Source organism: Dehalococcoides mccartyi CG5 (assembly GCF_000830885.1).
GTDB classification, from domain to species: domain Bacteria; phylum Chloroflexota; class Dehalococcoidia; order Dehalococcoidales; family Dehalococcoidaceae; genus Dehalococcoides; species Dehalococcoides mccartyi_B.
This window is the reverse complement of record NZ_CP006951.1, coordinates 286,280-302,079: the sequence shown is the minus strand read 5'-3', so window position 1 is coordinate 302,079 and position 15,800 is coordinate 286,280. Positions and strand designations below refer to the sequence as shown.

Annotated in this window: 18 protein-coding genes and 1 tRNA gene; 6 read left to right on the top strand and 13 right to left on the bottom strand. The window is 47.6% G+C overall.

Annotated features, from left to right (window positions below; all coding sequences use genetic code 11):
• Positions 1–16: 16 nt before the first annotated feature.
• The 7 genes from coaBC to X794_RS01485 all read right to left on the bottom strand — a co-directional run bounded on the left by coaBC (position 17) and on the right by X794_RS01485 (position 6,605).
• Entirely contained in the window at positions 17–1,198 is a 1,182-nt protein-coding gene (coaBC, locus tag X794_RS01515) for a bifunctional phosphopantothenoylcysteine decarboxylase/phosphopantothenate--cysteine ligase CoaBC (protein ID WP_011308951.1), read from the bottom strand.
• A gap of 102 nt (positions 1,199–1,300) precedes the next feature.
• Positions 1,301–2,092: a type III pantothenate kinase gene (locus tag X794_RS01510; protein WP_034376715.1), complete on the bottom strand. Its 792-nt coding sequence runs from the start codon at positions 2,090–2,092 to the stop codon at positions 1,301–1,303.
• A gap of 3 nt (positions 2,093–2,095) precedes the next feature.
• Positions 2,096–3,634 (bottom strand): bifunctional ADP-dependent NAD(P)H-hydrate dehydratase/NAD(P)H-hydrate epimerase, encoded by a 1,539-nt coding sequence (locus X794_RS01505; protein ID WP_034376716.1) that lies wholly within the window; start codon positions 3,632–3,634, stop codon positions 2,096–2,098.
• Positions 3,635–3,670: 36 nt separating this feature from the next.
• Positions 3,671–4,174, bottom strand: a complete 504-nt coding sequence (locus X794_RS01500; RefSeq protein ID WP_011928841.1) for a Mut7-C RNAse domain-containing protein — start codon at positions 4,172–4,174, stop codon at positions 3,671–3,673.
• Positions 4,175–4,176: 2 nt separating this feature from the next.
• Positions 4,177–4,953: an MBL fold metallo-hydrolase gene (locus X794_RS01495; RefSeq protein ID WP_011308947.1), complete on the bottom strand. Its 777-nt coding sequence runs from the start codon at positions 4,951–4,953 to the stop codon at positions 4,177–4,179.
• Positions 4,954–4,973: 20 nt separating this feature from the next.
• Positions 4,974–5,633 (bottom strand): queuosine precursor transporter, encoded by a 660-nt coding sequence (locus X794_RS01490; RefSeq protein WP_011308946.1) that lies wholly within the window; start codon positions 5,631–5,633, stop codon positions 4,974–4,976.
• A gap of 21 nt (positions 5,634–5,654) precedes the next feature.
• The gene (locus X794_RS01485; RefSeq protein ID WP_011308945.1) at positions 5,655–6,605 is read right to left on the bottom strand and encodes a magnesium transporter CorA family protein; all 951 of its coding nucleotides are present in this window, start codon (positions 6,603–6,605) and stop codon (positions 5,655–5,657) included.
• Positions 6,606–6,845: 240 nt separating this feature from the next.
• Between X794_RS01485 and X794_RS01480 the strand changes: the two genes are divergently transcribed.
• The 5 genes from X794_RS01480 to X794_RS01460 all read left to right on the top strand — a co-directional run bounded on the left by X794_RS01480 (position 6,846) and on the right by X794_RS01460 (position 10,823).
• Positions 6,846–6,920: transfer RNA gene (locus tag X794_RS01480), tRNA-Met, on the top strand.
• A gap of 455 nt (positions 6,921–7,375) precedes the next feature.
• Entirely contained in the window at positions 7,376–8,215 is an 840-nt protein-coding gene (locus tag X794_RS01475; RefSeq protein ID WP_011308943.1) for a DegV family protein, read from the top strand.
• 199 nt (positions 8,216–8,414) lie between these two features.
• Positions 8,415–9,188 carry a basic amino acid ABC transporter substrate-binding protein gene (locus X794_RS01470; protein WP_012984184.1) on the top strand — a complete coding sequence of 258 codons (774 nt, stop codon included), beginning with the start codon at positions 8,415–8,417 and terminating at the stop codon, positions 9,186–9,188.
• Between the two features lie 52 nt (positions 9,189–9,240).
• Positions 9,241–10,062 carry an amino acid ABC transporter permease gene (locus X794_RS01465; protein ID WP_011928838.1) on the top strand — a complete coding sequence of 274 codons (822 nt, stop codon included), beginning with the start codon at positions 9,241–9,243 and terminating at the stop codon, positions 10,060–10,062.
• On the top strand, positions 10,062–10,823 hold the full coding sequence (locus X794_RS01460) for an amino acid ABC transporter ATP-binding protein (RefSeq protein WP_011928837.1): 762 nt from the start codon (positions 10,062–10,064) through the stop codon (positions 10,821–10,823). The genes X794_RS01465 and X794_RS01460 overlap by 1 nt, the downstream gene beginning before the upstream one ends.
• Positions 10,824–10,910: 87 nt before the next feature.
• Here the strand turns inward: X794_RS01460 and X794_RS01455 are convergent, their stop codons facing one another.
• Positions 10,911–11,198, bottom strand: a complete 288-nt coding sequence (locus X794_RS01455; protein WP_011308938.1) for a zinc-ribbon domain containing protein — start codon at positions 11,196–11,198, stop codon at positions 10,911–10,913.
• Positions 11,199–11,411: 213 nt separating this feature from the next.
• Between X794_RS01455 and X794_RS01450 the strand changes: the two genes are divergently transcribed.
• Positions 11,412–11,924 (top strand): deoxyuridine 5'-triphosphate nucleotidohydrolase, encoded by a 513-nt coding sequence (locus X794_RS01450; protein ID WP_011928835.1) that lies wholly within the window; start codon positions 11,412–11,414, stop codon positions 11,922–11,924.
• A 70-nt stretch (positions 11,925–11,994) separates the two neighbouring features.
• On the opposite strand, the gene X794_RS01445 is transcribed toward X794_RS01450, so the two are convergent.
• The 5 genes from X794_RS01445 to X794_RS01425 all read right to left on the bottom strand — a co-directional run bounded on the left by X794_RS01445 (position 11,995) and on the right by X794_RS01425 (position 15,740).
• Complete coding sequence (locus X794_RS01445; protein ID WP_011928834.1) at positions 11,995–12,900, bottom strand: diacylglycerol/lipid kinase family protein; 906 nt, start codon at positions 12,898–12,900, stop codon at positions 11,995–11,997.
• A gap of 87 nt (positions 12,901–12,987) precedes the next feature.
• On the bottom strand, positions 12,988–13,461 hold the full coding sequence (locus X794_RS01440) for a deoxycytidylate deaminase (protein WP_011308935.1): 474 nt from the start codon (positions 13,459–13,461) through the stop codon (positions 12,988–12,990).
• Positions 13,458–14,009, bottom strand: coding sequence for an AAA family ATPase (locus X794_RS01435; RefSeq protein ID WP_011308934.1), 552 nt, complete (start codon positions 14,007–14,009; stop codon positions 13,458–13,460). Before X794_RS01435 ends, X794_RS01440 begins: the two co-directional genes overlap by 4 nt.
• Positions 14,010–14,058: 49 nt before the next feature.
• Positions 14,059–14,826, bottom strand: a complete 768-nt coding sequence (locus tag X794_RS01430) for an ABC transporter permease (RefSeq protein WP_011308933.1) — start codon at positions 14,824–14,826, stop codon at positions 14,059–14,061.
• Positions 14,823–15,740, bottom strand: a complete 918-nt coding sequence (locus X794_RS01425) for an ABC transporter ATP-binding protein (protein ID WP_011308932.1) — start codon at positions 15,738–15,740, stop codon at positions 14,823–14,825. Before X794_RS01425 ends, X794_RS01430 begins: the two co-directional genes overlap by 4 nt.
• Positions 15,741–15,800: the final 60 nt, after the last annotated feature.

Genomic DNA, 15,800 nt, shown 5'->3' with positions numbered 1-15,800 from the left:
CGTATTAAATCAAGTTTTAAAGTAAACCTGAAATTTCATCAAGGAGTCTGGCGGCCGCTTCCTGTTTCTTTAAAAGCGGCAATTCCTCTACCCGGCCGTTTTTAAAGAAGAGAGTCAGGCGGGTAGTATCTGAACCAAAGGTGCTATCCGGCTGGCTGATATCGTTAGCCGCTATTATATCCAGATTTTTGTCAGTCATTTTTTTAACGGCATTTATCATAAGGTCACGGCTTTCAGCCGCAAACCCCACCTTTATAAAATCACCCTGCAGGGAAGCTAATATATCCGGGTTGGCCACCAGATGCAAATCAAGCCCCTCAGCCCCCTTTTTAATCTTGTCCACGGCTGGTTTTTCCGGACGGTAATCCGCAACTGCGGCTGTCATTATCAAAGCATCTGCCCCTTTGACTGCTTCTCTAAGGGCAGCAAACATCTCCAGCGCAGTTTCGGTGTATTTTATGTCAACTCCAAAAGATACAGGCCTGTCGGTAACACCCGAAACCAACCTGACGCTGGCACCCCGTCTGACGGCTTCTTCAGCCAGAGCATACCCCATCTTGCCGGAACTGCGGTTACCCACATAACGCACCGGATCAACCGGCTCGCGGGTGCCACCGGCGCTGATAACCAGCTTTTTACCCGCCAAAGGGCCGCTTTTAGCCAATACCTGAGTAACTGAACCCAGTATTTTATCCAGTGAAGCCAGCCTGCCCTGCCCCGTTTTACCCGAAGCCAGACGGCCGTATTCCGGTTCTACAAATATAAAACCCCATTCCTTCAGCTTTGAAATATTCTGCTGGGTGATGGGGTTTGAGTACATATTGTCATTCATAGCCGGGGCTATTATGACCGGTGATTTACAGGCCAGAATAGTAGCCGAAAGCATATCATTCGCCAGTCCACAGGCCAGTTTGGCAATAATATTGGCGGTAGCCGGAGCTACTAGAATAACGTCTGCTTCCTCTGCCAGAGAGACATGCTCCACGCTGTATTCGGAGTTTATATCCCACATACTGGTCACTACCGGCTGGTGGCTGAGAGTCCGAATGGTCAGGGGGGATATAAAGCGGCAGGCATCTTCGGTCATAACCGCTTTTACTGTATACCCTTCGGCAAGGAGCTTGGAGGCAATATCCCCCGCTTTATAGGCAGAAATACTGCCGGTTATCCCCAGAACTACCGTCTGTTCTTTATTCATATCCGTCTGCACTCCCCCGGCAAGCCCCCTTCACAAGATGTTTTAACCGGAAGGATAGCTGCTGCCGTTCCATACGTTTCCTATTTTAATATATAAAAATCACTAAACCTTATTCATCTGGTAAATAAACCTGAGCCCCTGAAGGGTAAGGTCCGGGCGGACTATATCAAAAATACGGCTGCCTTCGGCTATCAGTGAGGCATAACCGCCGGTAGCCACCACTCTGGCTTTCTGCCCCAGGTCAGCCTGAATCCGCCTGACCAGCTCCTCCACCAGCCCTATATAACCGAAATACACCCCTGACTGCATAGCCGAAACAGTGTTGGAGCCGATGGCTTTGGCGGGATGGATTATTTCAATCTTGGGCAGTTTTGAAGTTTTCTCCACAATGGCCTGAGCCGAAGTGGCAATACCTGGTGCAATCGCCCCGCCTATATATTCCCCGCTTTCCGAAAGAGTATCAAAAGTGGTAGCTGTGCCCATATCCACTATTATGCACGCCCCTGGATAAAGCACTCTGGCGGCAGCGGCATTTACTATGCGGTCAGCCCCAACCTCACGCGGGTTATCCATGCGTATCTTAACCCCGCTCTTGATACCTGCACCCACTACCAAAGGTGTAGCCTTGAAATAGGTTTTAAACACTTCCTCAAAAGTAGTGGTCAGGGGCGGCACAACGCTGCACATAATTACACGGTTTAGCTCTCCCGCCTGTATGTCCGCATGCTGCAAAAGACCTAAAAGCAGGCTGGCATATTCGTCAGCCATACGCTGGGCAACTGAACCCAAATGCCAGTTTGCCAGCAGTTGTTCACCCTCAAATATACCTATATTTACGCTGGTATTGCCGATATCTACGGCAACAAGTTTTTCTGTGGCAGCTTGTTTATTCATAACTTAGTCCTGTTTCAATCCTTTTATAACCACAGGCAATTTTAACAGCAAATCCGAAGCCAGTACACCGGCATCACCTATCTCACTCCGCAATGCTTCTGCGGCCAGAGAGTGCAGGTAAACTCCCAGTCCTGCCGCCTCAAAAAGGCTTACGCCCTGCCCCAAAAGACCGCCTATTATTCCGGCAAGTACGTCACCCGTACCGGCTGAAGCCAGCACAGGGTTAGCCGCCGGATTGCACAGGGTTTCCCCCTGCGGTGATGTCACTATTGTCCCGGCACCTTTCAGGATAAGCGTCTTGCCCCATTTGCAGGCAAACTTTTGGCAAAGCCCGAAACGGTCAGACTGAACAGCCTCGGTGGTAGTTTTTGCCAGACGGGCCATTTCACCCGGATGCGGGGTGAGTACCGCATCAAATTTATATTCCAGCCACCAATCCGGGATAGCTGAAAGTATATTTAATGCATCTGCGTCTATTATAACCTTAAGCCCCACGGGCAGGTTTGAGAGCACTTCGGTAACCAGTCTGGCGGAATACCCGGTTTGACCCAGACCCGGCCCTATAAGGAGTACATCATATTTACCCAGTTCACTCAGGACAAGGCGTGCAGCAGAGTTATCTGCAGTACCGGAGGATACTTCAGGCAAAGGCAGATAAGTAGCTTCAGGTATTCTGCTCGCTACTGCTCCGGTCAAACTTTTCGGCAAAGCCAGTGTAACCAAGCCCGCACCAACACGCATAGCGGCACTCCCTGCTAGTATGGCCGCCCCTATATAACGGTCACTCCCGGCTACAATCATCACCCGCCCGAAACTGCCCTTGTTGGCATGGGGGGAACGAACAGGCAAAACACTCTTTGCCCAGTCTTTTTCAATCAAAACGGCTTGGATATCGGTTGTCAGTTCAGGCGGTATGCCGATATCCGCCACCGAAACCGCCCCGCTTAATTCCAGCCCGCGGTGGGTAAAAAGCCCTTGCTTGGCAATGCCCAGCGAAAGTGTAAAGTCCGCCTTTAGGCAAGCATCATCCGCCTGCCCGGTATCAGCATTTAAACCGGAGGGTAAATCTACGGCCAGCACTTGCATCTCTGGTCTGGTATTTCTAACGTTTGCTGTCATTTGCAGAGCTTCTTTATAAATGCCTTCAAGCGGGCGGTTTACGCCTGTACCCAGCAAAGCATCTATTACCAAATCTGCATCCGCCAGATGCTCTTCAAGTTCCGCTAAACCTGCAAATATATCACCTGAGGCTTCCAAACAGCCTTGAACGGTTTTGCCTTTTGGGGTATCTATAAAAGGCACAAATATGCTTACCTTTTCACCCCAGCTCCGCAGATAACGTCCGGCAACCAGCCCGTCACCCCCGTTATTGCCCGCACCCGCCAGTATCAGCACCCGACAGCCATTTTGCTCTTCCAGCAGATGGCGGGCAAACACAGCCACCGCCCTGCCGGCATTTTCCATCAGGGTTTCGGTACTAATGCCCTGTTTCAGGCAGGCATCTTCTATCTGGCGCATTTGGACGCTTGAGATTATTTCCATTTCCTACCAGCTTTCGCTAAGGCTAAGACGAGTTTATCAGCAAGAGGGGTTATTATCAACACCCAGTCTGTTTAATACTTCCTGCATGGCCTGCCAGTGGCTTCCCTTCCAGAAAACCCGCCCGCAGTGATGGCACTCTTTGAACTCAGTCTGGTTCTGGTAAACATACGGAGGCACTTTTTCAGACAGGGTTTCTTTCATGACGGGATAAAGGGGATAATTGCACTCTATGCAACGGCTGAAAGGTAATATAAACGAATGCAGCGCCATATCCGACAAAAGCTGCCGAAGCTGGTCTTCCGCCACTTCGATTTCAAAGAGCATAACCTTTAAATTACCCTTTTTAACCAGCCGCCTTTCCCTAAGCAGATGATCACGGGTAAGTATTACCCGCCCCTCGGCAAGGGCTTCGGAAAGAAGCTGACGGTCAGACCCGTTGCCAAAACGGCGGGCATCAAAACCCAGCATTCTCAGGTAAACAGCTAGTTTCCCCACATTCTGGTCAACCAGAAAACGCGGCGGCTCAGAGACAGCAAACATACCTATTCTCCCAGACGGAGTTTCAGCCCTTCACTGGCCATAAATATGTCAGCAGCCAATCTATCCGCTACTGCCTGTATTTCAGTTTTAATCTCTTCTTCGAACAACGGCGTGGTATGAAGGGTAACTATTTGGGGCAGATAACCTTTCATCTCCCTGAACAGTAAAAGCTCCGTCTCCAAAAGCTCAGGTGACAAGTGCTTGGAGGTTAAAGCCAGCTCAGTGAGTTTGTTCGGCATGGTCAGTTCAATAATAAGCAGTTCGGGGTTAACCTGTTCCCAGACAGCCCCCAGACCAGACCCTGTATCCGAGGTATAAAAAAACGAATGCCCGTTTAAGTCTTTTACCCAAAAACCGGTGGTATCTCTGGAATGAGGGACAGATACCGGCAATATACGGTAACCCTGACAGTCAAATTCCAAACCGGGGGTAATCTTATTAAACCGCAAAGCCGGAGCAGAGGGCGGGCGGGTAAAAAAATCAGGGTAAAAACCGCCGGAAAAAGGCGGCTTGGTGACTACTTCTTCAACGGCCTGACTGCCGTAAATATCCACACTTTTCAAGCCGTAAGCCAAATTCATAGCCAGTAGCGGCACATCTTTTATGTGGTCATAATGGGCATGGCTTAAAATAACCGCTTTCAGGCTATAGAGTTCGTCTAATGTCAGGCTTCCGGTAATAGCACCTGCGTCCAGCACCACCCCGCCGGAAAGCATGAGGCAACTGGGGCGGGTGGTTTTGGTTTCGCAATTATGAGCACCTAAAAATACTATTTCCACCTTTGTACCTTGACCCCTGTCTAAAGCTTGAAAGGGCTGAAATTGGTAGCTGTATCAAAGTGGTCGCTGTTTTCAGCCTTTTTCAGATAATTTACCAGCCTGTAAGTAAGGGGTGTGGCTACTGCTTCAATAAGCACTTTTGAACCCCAGTGATAGAGTATCATCATCGGCACAAATACCGGCGTACCCAGAAAAGCCACCATAATAAATATGGAAGTATCCAGCCCTTGCCCCGCCAGAGTAGAACCAATGGTACGCAGCCAGAGGTAACGCCCCTTGGTCCGCAGTTTCAGCTTGGCCATAATGAACGAGTTTACAAATTCACCTACCAGATACCCTAAAAACGAGGCAAGCAAAATCCGGGGAGTATAACCAAGTATGGTTTCATAAGCCGCCTGCCCTTCCCAGAAAGGCGCACCCGGCAGTACCTGACCCAGAGCCACAAAGACTACGAAAATAAGGTTACAGATAAAGCCCAGCCAGATAATCCGCCGTGCCCAGTGGAAACCGTAAACCTCGGTCAGGACGTCTCCGAAGATATAGCTGAAAGGAAACACTATCACCGCCGCCGGCAGAAATACGTCTCCCAAGGCAATAATTTTCACCGCTATAAGATTAGCGGTAATAAGGCAAGTAATATACAAACCACTTACAATGAGCAGGCGGCTGGAAACATTCATAACAATTTTTCTCCGGCAGAACTAAATAAGGCGGACACGGCGGAACATGTACAGCATCAAGCTCACAATAATAGCTGTAATAACCGCCACAAAGTAAATGGCATTCTCCGAGTTTTGAAAAGGCAGGGGGATGTTCATGCCGAAGATGCTGGCTACCATAGTAAACGGCAGCAAAATGGTAGCCACAATGGTTAAAATACGCATAGCCCGATTAGTCCGGTGGGAAGACATGGAGTCAAAGGTGGAGCTTAAGCCCTCTATGACCTCTTTAGTCTCGTCTAGAGTATCCCATATTTTATCCATGTGGTCTGTCATATCTCCAAAATAAACAGACATATCCTGATTTATAAATTTTCTGAGCTTATTTTCCAAACAACCAATGACCGCCCTCATCGGCCAGATAATCCGCCGGGTGGCAATAATATCCCGCCTGAGCAGGGCAATGTCTTTGACAATATTAAGGTCACTGTTAGAACCGGCAAAAATGTCATCTTCCACTTCTTCCAGATTATCCAGCAGCTTTACAGTAATGGGAAGACAATAGTCTACCAACCTGTCAACAATGCGGTACATCAAAAAACCTGAACCATGGTCAAAATATTCAGGGCGGGAACTCTCATCCAGCTCCATTTCACGATAAAGCTTTACCAGTGGTTTCAGATTGCCGGTATGCAGGGTGATAAGATAGTTCCCCCCGATAAATACCGAAAGCTGAGCCGGCACAGTAGTCCGCAGTTCCTTATTATAAAACGGGAAGTGGAGCACAAAAAATAGATACTCGTTGTATTCGTCAACCTTGGGCCGCTGACGGCGTGACAGTACATCATCAAGGTCCAGCGGGTGGAACGGATAGTTAGCCGCCAAATACTCGGTATCAACCTCTTGCGGGTTTTCAATATTTATCCAGGTAAGGTTGCCATAAGTAATTGATTCTATATTTGAAGTATTATTTTTAACTTGAGTCAGCGCCATAGTACGCTCCCAAAGTTTATTCTCAACGCTGCTATTTTAGCATAAAACGCTAAAACAACACCAAAATCTAACACTTTTCAGTCCTTTTTAAAAGCCCTATACCTTGCCAGCTTGCATATTTGCCAAATTTTAACCCCAAATACCCTTGGATACCTTTACAGGCTGATTATACTGCGCCTTACCCCGGCTTTTGGAATATTTGACAAATACTCCTTGCAGATTTTACAATACGTCTTTAGTGGCAGCGTAGCTCAGTGGCAGAGCAGGGGACTCATAAGCCCTTGGTCGGTAGTTCAAATCTACCCGCTGCCACCAATTATTTACCCCTCCCGTCTTTCATCACTTTATTTTATATTCCCCAAAAAAATCATCTATCCAAACCATACCTGCTTGCCATTTTTATCTTTTGAAAATGCAATACAGCATAATCCAAATCATCATTATTAAATAATCCTACACCCAGTTAAAATTTATTTCCCCCGTTTTAACCTGCCAACTCATGCCTATTTTTACCTGTCTGCTATTTAAATCCGCAAAACTTTGGGTCTTTTTAACACATATACCAGGAATTATAGTTTTATCCGGAGTTGACATTTTTTATGTTTTATAAGAAACTATAAACATTATAAAGTTTACGCAGTCTTAACAGACACCAACCACTTTTACTCAGAACTCCAAGGAGGTCAGATGGGCTAAGGCGGGTACATTTCCCGGGGGTTTTCCGGAATACACCAGATGGTATTAGTGCAATTATCGGAGGAAGATTTAATATGAACATCAAGATTGTTACGGACAGCACAGCTGATATACCTCCCCAACTGGCAAAATCTCTGGGAATAACCATCGTCCCCCTGTACGTCCGCTTTGGAGAAAAAGCCTTGAAAGACGGGGTGGAAATAACCCAGGACCAGTTCTTTGAAAGACTCCAGACAGAATCGGTTCACCCCAATACCTCACAGCCATCACCTCAGGATTTTATAGATGTATATAGGGAGCTGGCACCCACTTGCGACGGGATTGTCTCCATCCATATTTCTTCCAAGCTTTCCGGCACTTATGACTCCGCTATTCAGGCGAAAAAACTGCTTGGCAAGGACGCCCCCCCGATAGAAGTTATAGATTCACGTTCGGTTTCCATGGGGCTGGGACTGCTAGGGCTACTGGGGGCAGAAGTGGCTTCCTCAGACAAAAATCTTAAGGAAGTGGCCGATACGGTACGCAGTTCGGTAGAAAAAATCCAGATGATGGGCTTCTTTGATACGCTTAAGTATCTGGCTCTGGGCGGGCGTATAGGTAAATCCAAAGCCCTGTTGGGATCACTCCTTTCGGTTAAACCGGTTTTGGTTGTAGGGAACGGGGAGCTTTTACCTGCCGGACAGGTACGAAGCCGCAGCAAGGGTATGGAAAAGCTTACCGAATTTACGGCCGGGGTAAAAAATATTGCCGGTTTATCAGTTATTTACACCACCACCCCTGATGAAGCAGTGGCCTTGGCAGACCGACTGGCAGAGTTTTTCCCGCGTAAACAGATAGTAATATCCAGACTAGGAGCTGCTCTGGGCGTACATGCAGGTCCGGGCACTCTTTTCGTAGCCACCCGCTCAAATTAGCAGCCGTTAAATATAATAATATATGCCCTGCCGGGTGGTTTTCAGCTACAGATACCTCCCGGTCGGGCATTATTTTTCAAAGCAAACCCTAAAAAAACATGGACACATGGCCGTAAATATTGTAGACTTTCCTCGTAATCTTTTTAATCTGCATCTCTTTAGAAGGCTTTGAATTAGCTTAATAAATCTAGGAGGAAAGATGAAGCGCTTAAGTACTATCCTTATGACTCTGCTCCTGTCCAGCGCATTGCTGTTCTCTGGCTGCCAAAGCTCTACTGATGACACTGACGACAGCACTGCCACACTACAGATTACCGTAGTAACCGATGCCACCTGGGCGCCCTTTGAGTATGTTAATGAACAAACTCATGCTATAGAGGGTTTTGATATAGACCTGATGAAAGCTATTGCCGAAAAGGCCAACCTGGAAGTCACCTTCCAGAATGTGGCTTGGGATGCCTTACTGGCAGGTATGGCTACCGGTCAGTATAAAGTAGCCATTTCCTCAATCACCATTCTCCCCGACCGTCTCGAAAAATGGCTCTTCTCTGAACCCTATTTTAACGCCGGCCAGATGGTCTGCGTACAGAAAACCAATACCACTATCCTGAGCCATGATGACCTGACCGGTAAAAGGGTTGCGGCCCAAACCGGCACTACCGGATTTTTTGAGGCCCAAAAAATAGCTAACGCTACTGTAAAATCATACGATGAAATTGGTTTGGCTTTCCAGGACCTTATCAACGGCCAGATTGACGCCGTTATTTGCGACAACCCGGTAGCCATAGATTATGTAAATGCTAACCCCGACAAACTCAAGAAGGTGGGTACTGCTTTCACTGACGAATACTACGGCATTTCCGTAGCTAAAGGCCAAACAGAAATCCTGGCCAGGATTAATCTGGGTCTGGCAGCCGTCATTGCAGACGGTACGCTTGACCAGCTTATAGCCAAGTGGAACTTGAATCCATAATCGTTAAGAACTACAGAGGGGGCTTCAAAAGCCCCCTCTCTTGTATGGAGAAATGGCAGAAAACAAGATTAAGCCGCCTGAAAAAATAGCCCTCATACCAGGGGCTGAACCATCTAACCGGATGGATCCATGGTGGTGGTTGGTAGCCGGGGTTTTTGCTCTGGCGGGCGGTCTGATGCTGTTTCAGCCTGACCCTTTTCTGGATATTTTCAAGTACGTATGGGTAGGTATCGGGATTACGGTGCTGGTTGCCGTTGTATCTTATTTCCTGATGCTTATTTTGGGGTTATTCGGCGGTCTGGGGCGTTTATCTCAGAATACTTTAATCCGCGGCATAGCCACATTTTATGTTGAAATTGTACGCGGAATTCCCTTGCTGGTTCAGCTTATCTGGTGGTATTTTGCCTTCCCGGTAATAATCCAGACCATAGGGCAAGCCCTGAATTTCGGACCGATGCTGAACTATCAGGCCAACCCCATTGTGATGGCTATCTGGGGTATGACCTTCTGCTACGGCGCCTATATGAGCGAAATTTACCGGGCAGGCATCCAGAGTATTCCCAAAGGGCAAATGGAAGCGGCCCGCAGCCTTGGCATGAGTCATACTCAGGCAATGCGGTTTATAATACTGCCGCAGGCACTCAGGGTGATCTTGCCCCCCATGGGTAACGAATTTATCTCACTCCTAAAGGACACTTCACTGGTATCTACCGTAGCCGTAGCTGATATGGTAAGGCTGGGGCGTGAATTTACCGCTACCAATTTCAACCCCATTGAGGTTTGGAGTATGATTGCCCTGCTCTACCTGATACTTACGCTCCTGTCCAGCCGTCTGATAAACTACATAGAAAAGAAAACTGCGTTTTCAAGATAATGAACAAAAAACAAACTTCTGCAGAACAACCCATTATCAAGATTGAAAACATCCAAAAACATTTTGGGCGGGTTCAGGCCTTGCGCGGGGTAAGCCTTGAAGTAAAAAAAGGCGAAGTAGTGGTCATTATCGGCCCTTCGGGTTCGGGTAAATCTACCCTGTTACGCTGTATAAACCGCTTGGAAGAATATGATTCAGGCAAAATAACCGTAGACGGCATTACCCTTGACACCACCGAAAATATCAATCATGTCCGCCGTGAGGTAGGCATGGTTTTTCAGTCCTTCAACCTGTTTTCCCACCTGAAGGTTATTGACAACATAACTTTAGCTCAGTGCCAGGTGAGGAAACGTACCAAAGAGGAAGCCGCGGAGAATGCGGCAGACCTGTTAAAGAAGGTGGGCATACCGGACAAGGCTCATGCCTTTCCCCTTCAGCTATCAGGCGGCCAGCAGCAGCGGGTAGCCATAGCCAGAGCTCTGGCCATGAATCCCCAGATAATGCTTTTTGACGAGCCGACTTCCGCCCTTGACCCTGAAATGATAAAAGAGGTTCTGGACGTAATGACCACTCTGGCCAAAGAGGGTATGACTATGGTAGTGGTATCTCACGAAATGGGTTTTGCCCGAGCAGCGGCTGACAGGGTAATTTTCATGGACGAAGGCCTGATAGTGGAAAGTGCCCCCCCGAATGAATTTTTCACTAACCCCAAACATGAAAGAACCAAGCTCTTTCTGTCTAAAATCCTGCATAACTCCTAGCCCCGAAAAATAATACAGACCCGTACTCACCAGAAAATTCTTAAAGTATGAGTCTGTATTTGATTTTACCGGGTTAAAAAAGAGGCTCTATTCGCTTTCTTTTGTTTTAGCGTAACAGTCCTTGCAATAAACCGGGCGGCCCTCAGTAGGCTCAAAGGGAACGGTTGTCTGAACGCCACACGCGGCACACACTACTTCATATGTCCTTCTTTCGCCACCTTCTGCCCTGTTTTCAGAGCGGCGAGCGGAACGACATGTAGGACAGCGTTTGGGTTCATTTTTCAGACCGCGGGAAGCATAAAATTCCTGCTCACCGGCGGTAAAAATGAACTCATTGCCGCAATCACGACAGACCAAAGTTTTGTCCTGTGCCATGACTGCACCTCCTTGATATAAATTGCTTTGTTTCCAGCGCAGTTTATGGACACAGACTCCCAATTAACCGCCTCGGAACCAAGCTAGCTTTAATACGTATACAATAAATAGTAGCACAGTGTCAAGTGCTTTTTTATGTTAACGCCAAAATAAATTTGCCGAAGTGACTGTATTGTGTTAAATTCACTTAAATAATATGTGGGAGAAACGCCTATGTCGGCTCTAGCCAAAGAAGAAATACTCCGCCTCATAAAGTCAGCTAAACCCCTGCTGGAAGATTACCCTGATCTGGAAAACCAGCTTCAGCCAAACGGGTTTGATTTGAGTTTGAAACAGGTACGCAGTCTGGAAGGCGAAGGTGTTTTGCCCACCGACAATGCCCGCCGTAGACTGCCTGTAAATAACCCGCTTGAGTTTGACCATAATAACCAGATAAAACTGATGCCGGGTATTTACTCTGTAGTCTACAACGAGGTAGTCAATATCCCCAAAGATGTAATGGCACTGGCCACCCCACGCTCATCACTTTTACGCAGCGGCTGTACTGTCAATACTGCCGTCTGGGATGCAGGCTACTCCGGCCGAAGCGAGTCTTTGCTGGTAGTTTATAATCCGGCCGGGCTGATACTGGAACGAAACACCCGCCTGATTCAGCTGGTATTTTTCAAGCTTAATGCCGAAACCGGCGGTTACTGCGGCATTTATCAAAACGAAAACAAAAACTAAGATGTACAGCCGAATATTAAACGGATAATGCTGGAGTCTGGCAAAAGAACAAATAGACTAGGGGCTTTAATCAGAAGACCATGGTGAGAGCCTGAGGCAATACCTCAAAGGTAGCCGGAGTCTTGCCTAAAAGCTCGCCGTCTGCCTGAAGGTACAGCCCCTCTCCGGAGGAAATACTGACAAAATGGGCATGTTCGGTTTTTACCTTGGGATGGGTAATATGAGTACCCTTGTAAATCTTGGGGAAGGTTTGCAGGATTTCCAGCTTGTTTACATCACCCAGAGTTATTACATCAAACCGGCTATCAGTAATAAGGGCGGACGGCGCGATTTTCATGCCACCCCCGAAATAACTGCCATTAGCTACAATTACGCTTAAAACACGGCGGGTATAGTCATCTGTATCCAGCCTAATATCTATGGTCTTGTTGCGATAGCCAACCAGAGTTTTAGCCAGAGCCATTACAAACGGGATAGTCCCGCCCAGAGCTTTGGGCATATGTTCGGTAGCGGCCGCCACTTCGGCATCAAACCCCACCCCTGCCCCGTTTACAAAGAAACGGCTGACCTTTCGGCCATCTTTTTGGAAAGTCACCAAGCCGGCATCTACCTGAGTGTGTTTGGAGCTAAGCAAATGCTGGCAGGAATGAAGATAGTTTCCGTCAAGACCCAGTGAACGCACAAAATCATTGCCGGTACCGGTATCCACCACTCCCATCAGGGTTTTTTGGTCTTGGCTGGCGGTAAGGATACCGTTGACTACTTCGTTAATAGTACCGTCACCACCCACTGCTACCAGATAGGGATATCCGTTTAGAGCGGCGGTACGGGCAATCTCTATAGCATGCCCCTGGCTTTCAGTATATTGAAAATCATAAGAAAAGCCCATATCACGCATAAGCCTGCTGATATGCGGCCATTTTTGTTCGGTGGACCTTGCCCCAGCCACCGGGTTAACTATTACTTTTGCTACCAAATATTTTAACTCACATTGGTATATATTAATTGTAACACTGCCATACCGGTTTTACTATTCTGAAATATTGACCACTTTTTATACTTCTTAGTCCAGATATTCCACTACACACGGAGGACGATCTTTGATAACCACCTCGATACCCGCCTGTTTAAACATATCTATAAACGAATCATCCGCGTATTTGCCGTAACTGACATAGCGTTTTATACGGGCATTGGTCAGCATTTTGGCACACAGCACGCAAGGGGTGTGAGTGGCATAAACAGTTGCCCCTTCCAGACTGGTGCCATGCAGAGACGCCTGAATAATAACATTCTGTTCGGCATGCACCGCCCGGCAAATCTCATGGCGGGTACCCGAAGGAATGCCGTTCTGGTCACGTAAGCAACCCAGTTCCAGACAATCCGTCAGACCAGCCGGCGCACCGTTGTAACCGCTGGAAAGAATATGTTTGTCCCTTACGGCTACTGCCCCGACGTGATGGCGGACACAGGTGGAACGTTCGGCTACCACTGCCGCTATCTTAAGAAAGTATTCATCTACATTTGGGCGGCTCATGCGTCTGCTCGCAGTTCAAGGCCAAGTTTCTTTACTTGCTTTTCAAGGTCTTTCAAGTCCAGTTCGTTCAAAACTGTAATATCCGCCATTACAATCGGCCCGGCCTTGTTTATATTTTCTATCTCAGAGTAATCACGGGAAACAGCATCATCATAGTTCAAGGGGCGATCAGCCCTTTCGCACAAACGGGAGTAACGGGTAGAGGGTGAGGAAGATATGGCGACCACTATCAGCTTTTCTTTGTAGTAGCTTTTAAGAAATTTATACTCTTCCCATGAATACAGCCCGTCTACTACCACATTGTCGTTTTTCAGGTTTTCATCAATACGGCTAAGGTTCAGCACCGCATAGGCTTCCATACCGTACTGCTTGCGGAGTGATTCCCTCACCTTGCGTTCATTTTCTTCATTCAGGGGCAAACCCAGCTCGCGGAGTTTTTCATCAGTAACATCTCCGAAGCGTATCCGTATAAAACCGTTTTTACTGAACATACGCGAGGCTTCGGTCTTACCCGCCCCCGGCATGCCCACCAGGGCAACTACCTTCATCTTTGGCTCCTTTGCAAATTATCCAAAACCGGACATATTTATATTAGAGTTATTCCATAACCCGGCGTTTCATACTAAAAAGAGTGGCTATATAAAAAGCCGCCGATACCCCTATAACCGCCAGCAACGAGATTACCACATTTACCCCGCTAAAGTCACCGCTAACCGCTCCCCGAATAAGGCTGACCGCCGGAGTAAGGGGTACGACATTCGAAATAACCTGAACCGCTTCCGGAAAGCTGGATACAGGGAAAAAAGCTCCGCTGAAAAAAGTCATGGGACCGATAAACAAAGTAAAATAATAATTGAAACTGTATATGGAAGGTACGATGGAAGCAAAGAAAATGCCGATACTGGCAAACATAATGCCCTCAAGCACCGCAAATATGGGTGCCAGCAGTGCCCACGGTGAATGGATAATGCCGAACAGCGCCGCAACCAGCAGAATAATGCAGGCTGTTATGATGGAACGGGTGGCTCCCCATAAAACCTCACCGGTAACAACATCACTCACGTTCATAGGGGTAGCCAGTATGGAATCATAGGTTTTCCGGTAATCCATACGGAAAAAGACGTTATATGTGCACTCAAAAGTAGCACTGGTCATGGCATAACTGGCAATAACACCCGGTATAATAAACTCCATATAGGGCTGGCCGTTTATATCCCCGATAAATGACCCGAAACCAAAACCCAGCGCTACCAGAAGCACTACCGGCTCAATAACAAACCCCGGCGCTATAGACCAGAACAAACGGATAAAAACGTTGTAGTTCCTGAGCCACATATAAAAGGCACGGTAAGTAGGCCAGTTCATTCCACCAGCCCCTTTCCGGTCAGGCGTAAAAATACATCTTCCAGAGTACCTATCCGCTGCCATACATTCCAGCCAAGTGCTTTCAGTTCATCTAGCAGGTTATCTTCACCGCAGCGGAATACCTGTATAATCAAACCGGAATCTTCAAAATCCAGCCCGCGGCGTATGCATTCAGCTGTTATGGTCTCATGCTCACCAGAGCGAACTTCTATCTCAATAAGACACTGGCCTACATGCCTGTCCACCAGCCCTTTGGGGGTATCCATATCCAGTACTTTGCCCTGATGCATTATAGCTATACGGTCACACAACACAGCCGCTTCGTCCATATTCTGGGTGGTGAGTAACTGGGTTATGCCATTGGCTTTAAATTCCTTCAGCTTCTGCCAAACCAGATACTTGGACTGGGGGTCAAGACCCACCGAGGGTTCGTCCAGAATAATAATGCTGGGGTTATTTATAAGCCCCCGGGCCAGCAGCAAACGCCGCCGCATACCGCCTGAAAGGGCTTTTACCTCGGAATTGGCCTTTTGCTCCAGTTTGAAAAGTTTCAGTATGTCAGCTGCTCTCTGGCGGGCATCAGCCGGTTTTATGTCAAAGAAACGGGCAAAGGTAACCAGATTTTCGGTTACCGAAAGTTCAGCGTCCAGATTGTCCAGCTGGGGTATCACCCCGAACATAGCTTTTATCTGCCGCAGATGGTGGGACAGATCAAGTCCCATTACCTCCACCTTTCCCGAATCTGAAGGCGAAAGTGAAGTCAGTATACGCACCAGAGTGGTTTTACCCGCCCCGTTTGGCCCTAAAAGCCCAAAGCATTCCCCCTGCTCTATTTCCAGACTTAGTCCATCCAGAGCAGTGCAGTCTTTGTACCTTTTAACCAGATTGGAAACCTTTATAGCATGAGTATTCATAAAATTACTTAAAATGATACCAGTAACTGTCCTTCTCGGCAATAAAATCAGACAGAAAGC

Coding starts and splice junctions, on each gene's coding strand:
- X794_RS01460 (WP_011928837.1), top strand. CDS start 10,062: ATGAACAAAAAACAAACTTCTGCAGAACAACCCATTATCAAGATTGAA.
- X794_RS01465 (WP_011928838.1), top strand. CDS start 9,241: ATGGCAGAAAACAAGATTAAGCCGCCTGAAAAAATAGCCCTCATACCA.
- X794_RS01425 (WP_011308932.1), bottom strand. CDS start 15,740: ATGAATACTCATGCTATAAAGGTTTCCAATCTGGTTAAAAGGTACAAA.
- X794_RS01485 (WP_011308945.1), bottom strand. CDS start 6,605: ATGGCGCTGACTCAAGTTAAAAATAATACTTCAAATATAGAATCAATT.
- X794_RS01455 (WP_011308938.1), bottom strand. CDS start 11,198: ATGGCACAGGACAAAACTTTGGTCTGTCGTGATTGCGGCAATGAGTTC.
- X794_RS01430 (WP_011308933.1), bottom strand. CDS start 14,826: ATGAACTGGCCTACTTACCGTGCCTTTTATATGTGGCTCAGGAACTAC.
- X794_RS01440 (WP_011308935.1), bottom strand. CDS start 13,461: ATGAGCCGCCCAAATGTAGATGAATACTTTCTTAAGATAGCGGCAGTG.
- X794_RS01490 (WP_011308946.1), bottom strand. CDS start 5,633: ATGAATGTTTCCAGCCGCCTGCTCATTGTAAGTGGTTTGTATATTACT.
- X794_RS01475 (WP_011308943.1), top strand. CDS start 7,376: ATGAACATCAAGATTGTTACGGACAGCACAGCTGATATACCTCCCCAA.
- X794_RS01450 (WP_011928835.1), top strand. CDS start 11,412: ATGTCGGCTCTAGCCAAAGAAGAAATACTCCGCCTCATAAAGTCAGCT.
- X794_RS01510 (WP_034376715.1), bottom strand. CDS start 2,092: ATGAATAAACAAGCTGCCACAGAAAAACTTGTTGCCGTAGATATCGGC.
- X794_RS01505 (WP_034376716.1), bottom strand. CDS start 3,634: ATGGAAATAATCTCAAGCGTCCAAATGCGCCAGATAGAAGATGCCTGC.
- coaBC (WP_011308951.1), bottom strand. CDS start 1,198: ATGAATAAAGAACAGACGGTAGTTCTGGGGATAACCGGCAGTATTTCT.
- X794_RS01470 (WP_012984184.1), top strand. CDS start 8,415: ATGAAGCGCTTAAGTACTATCCTTATGACTCTGCTCCTGTCCAGCGCA.
- X794_RS01435 (WP_011308934.1), bottom strand. CDS start 14,009: ATGAAGGTAGTTGCCCTGGTGGGCATGCCGGGGGCGGGTAAGACCGAA.
- X794_RS01500 (WP_011928841.1), bottom strand. CDS start 4,174: ATGTTTGCTGTCTCTGAGCCGCCGCGTTTTCTGGTTGACCAGAATGTG.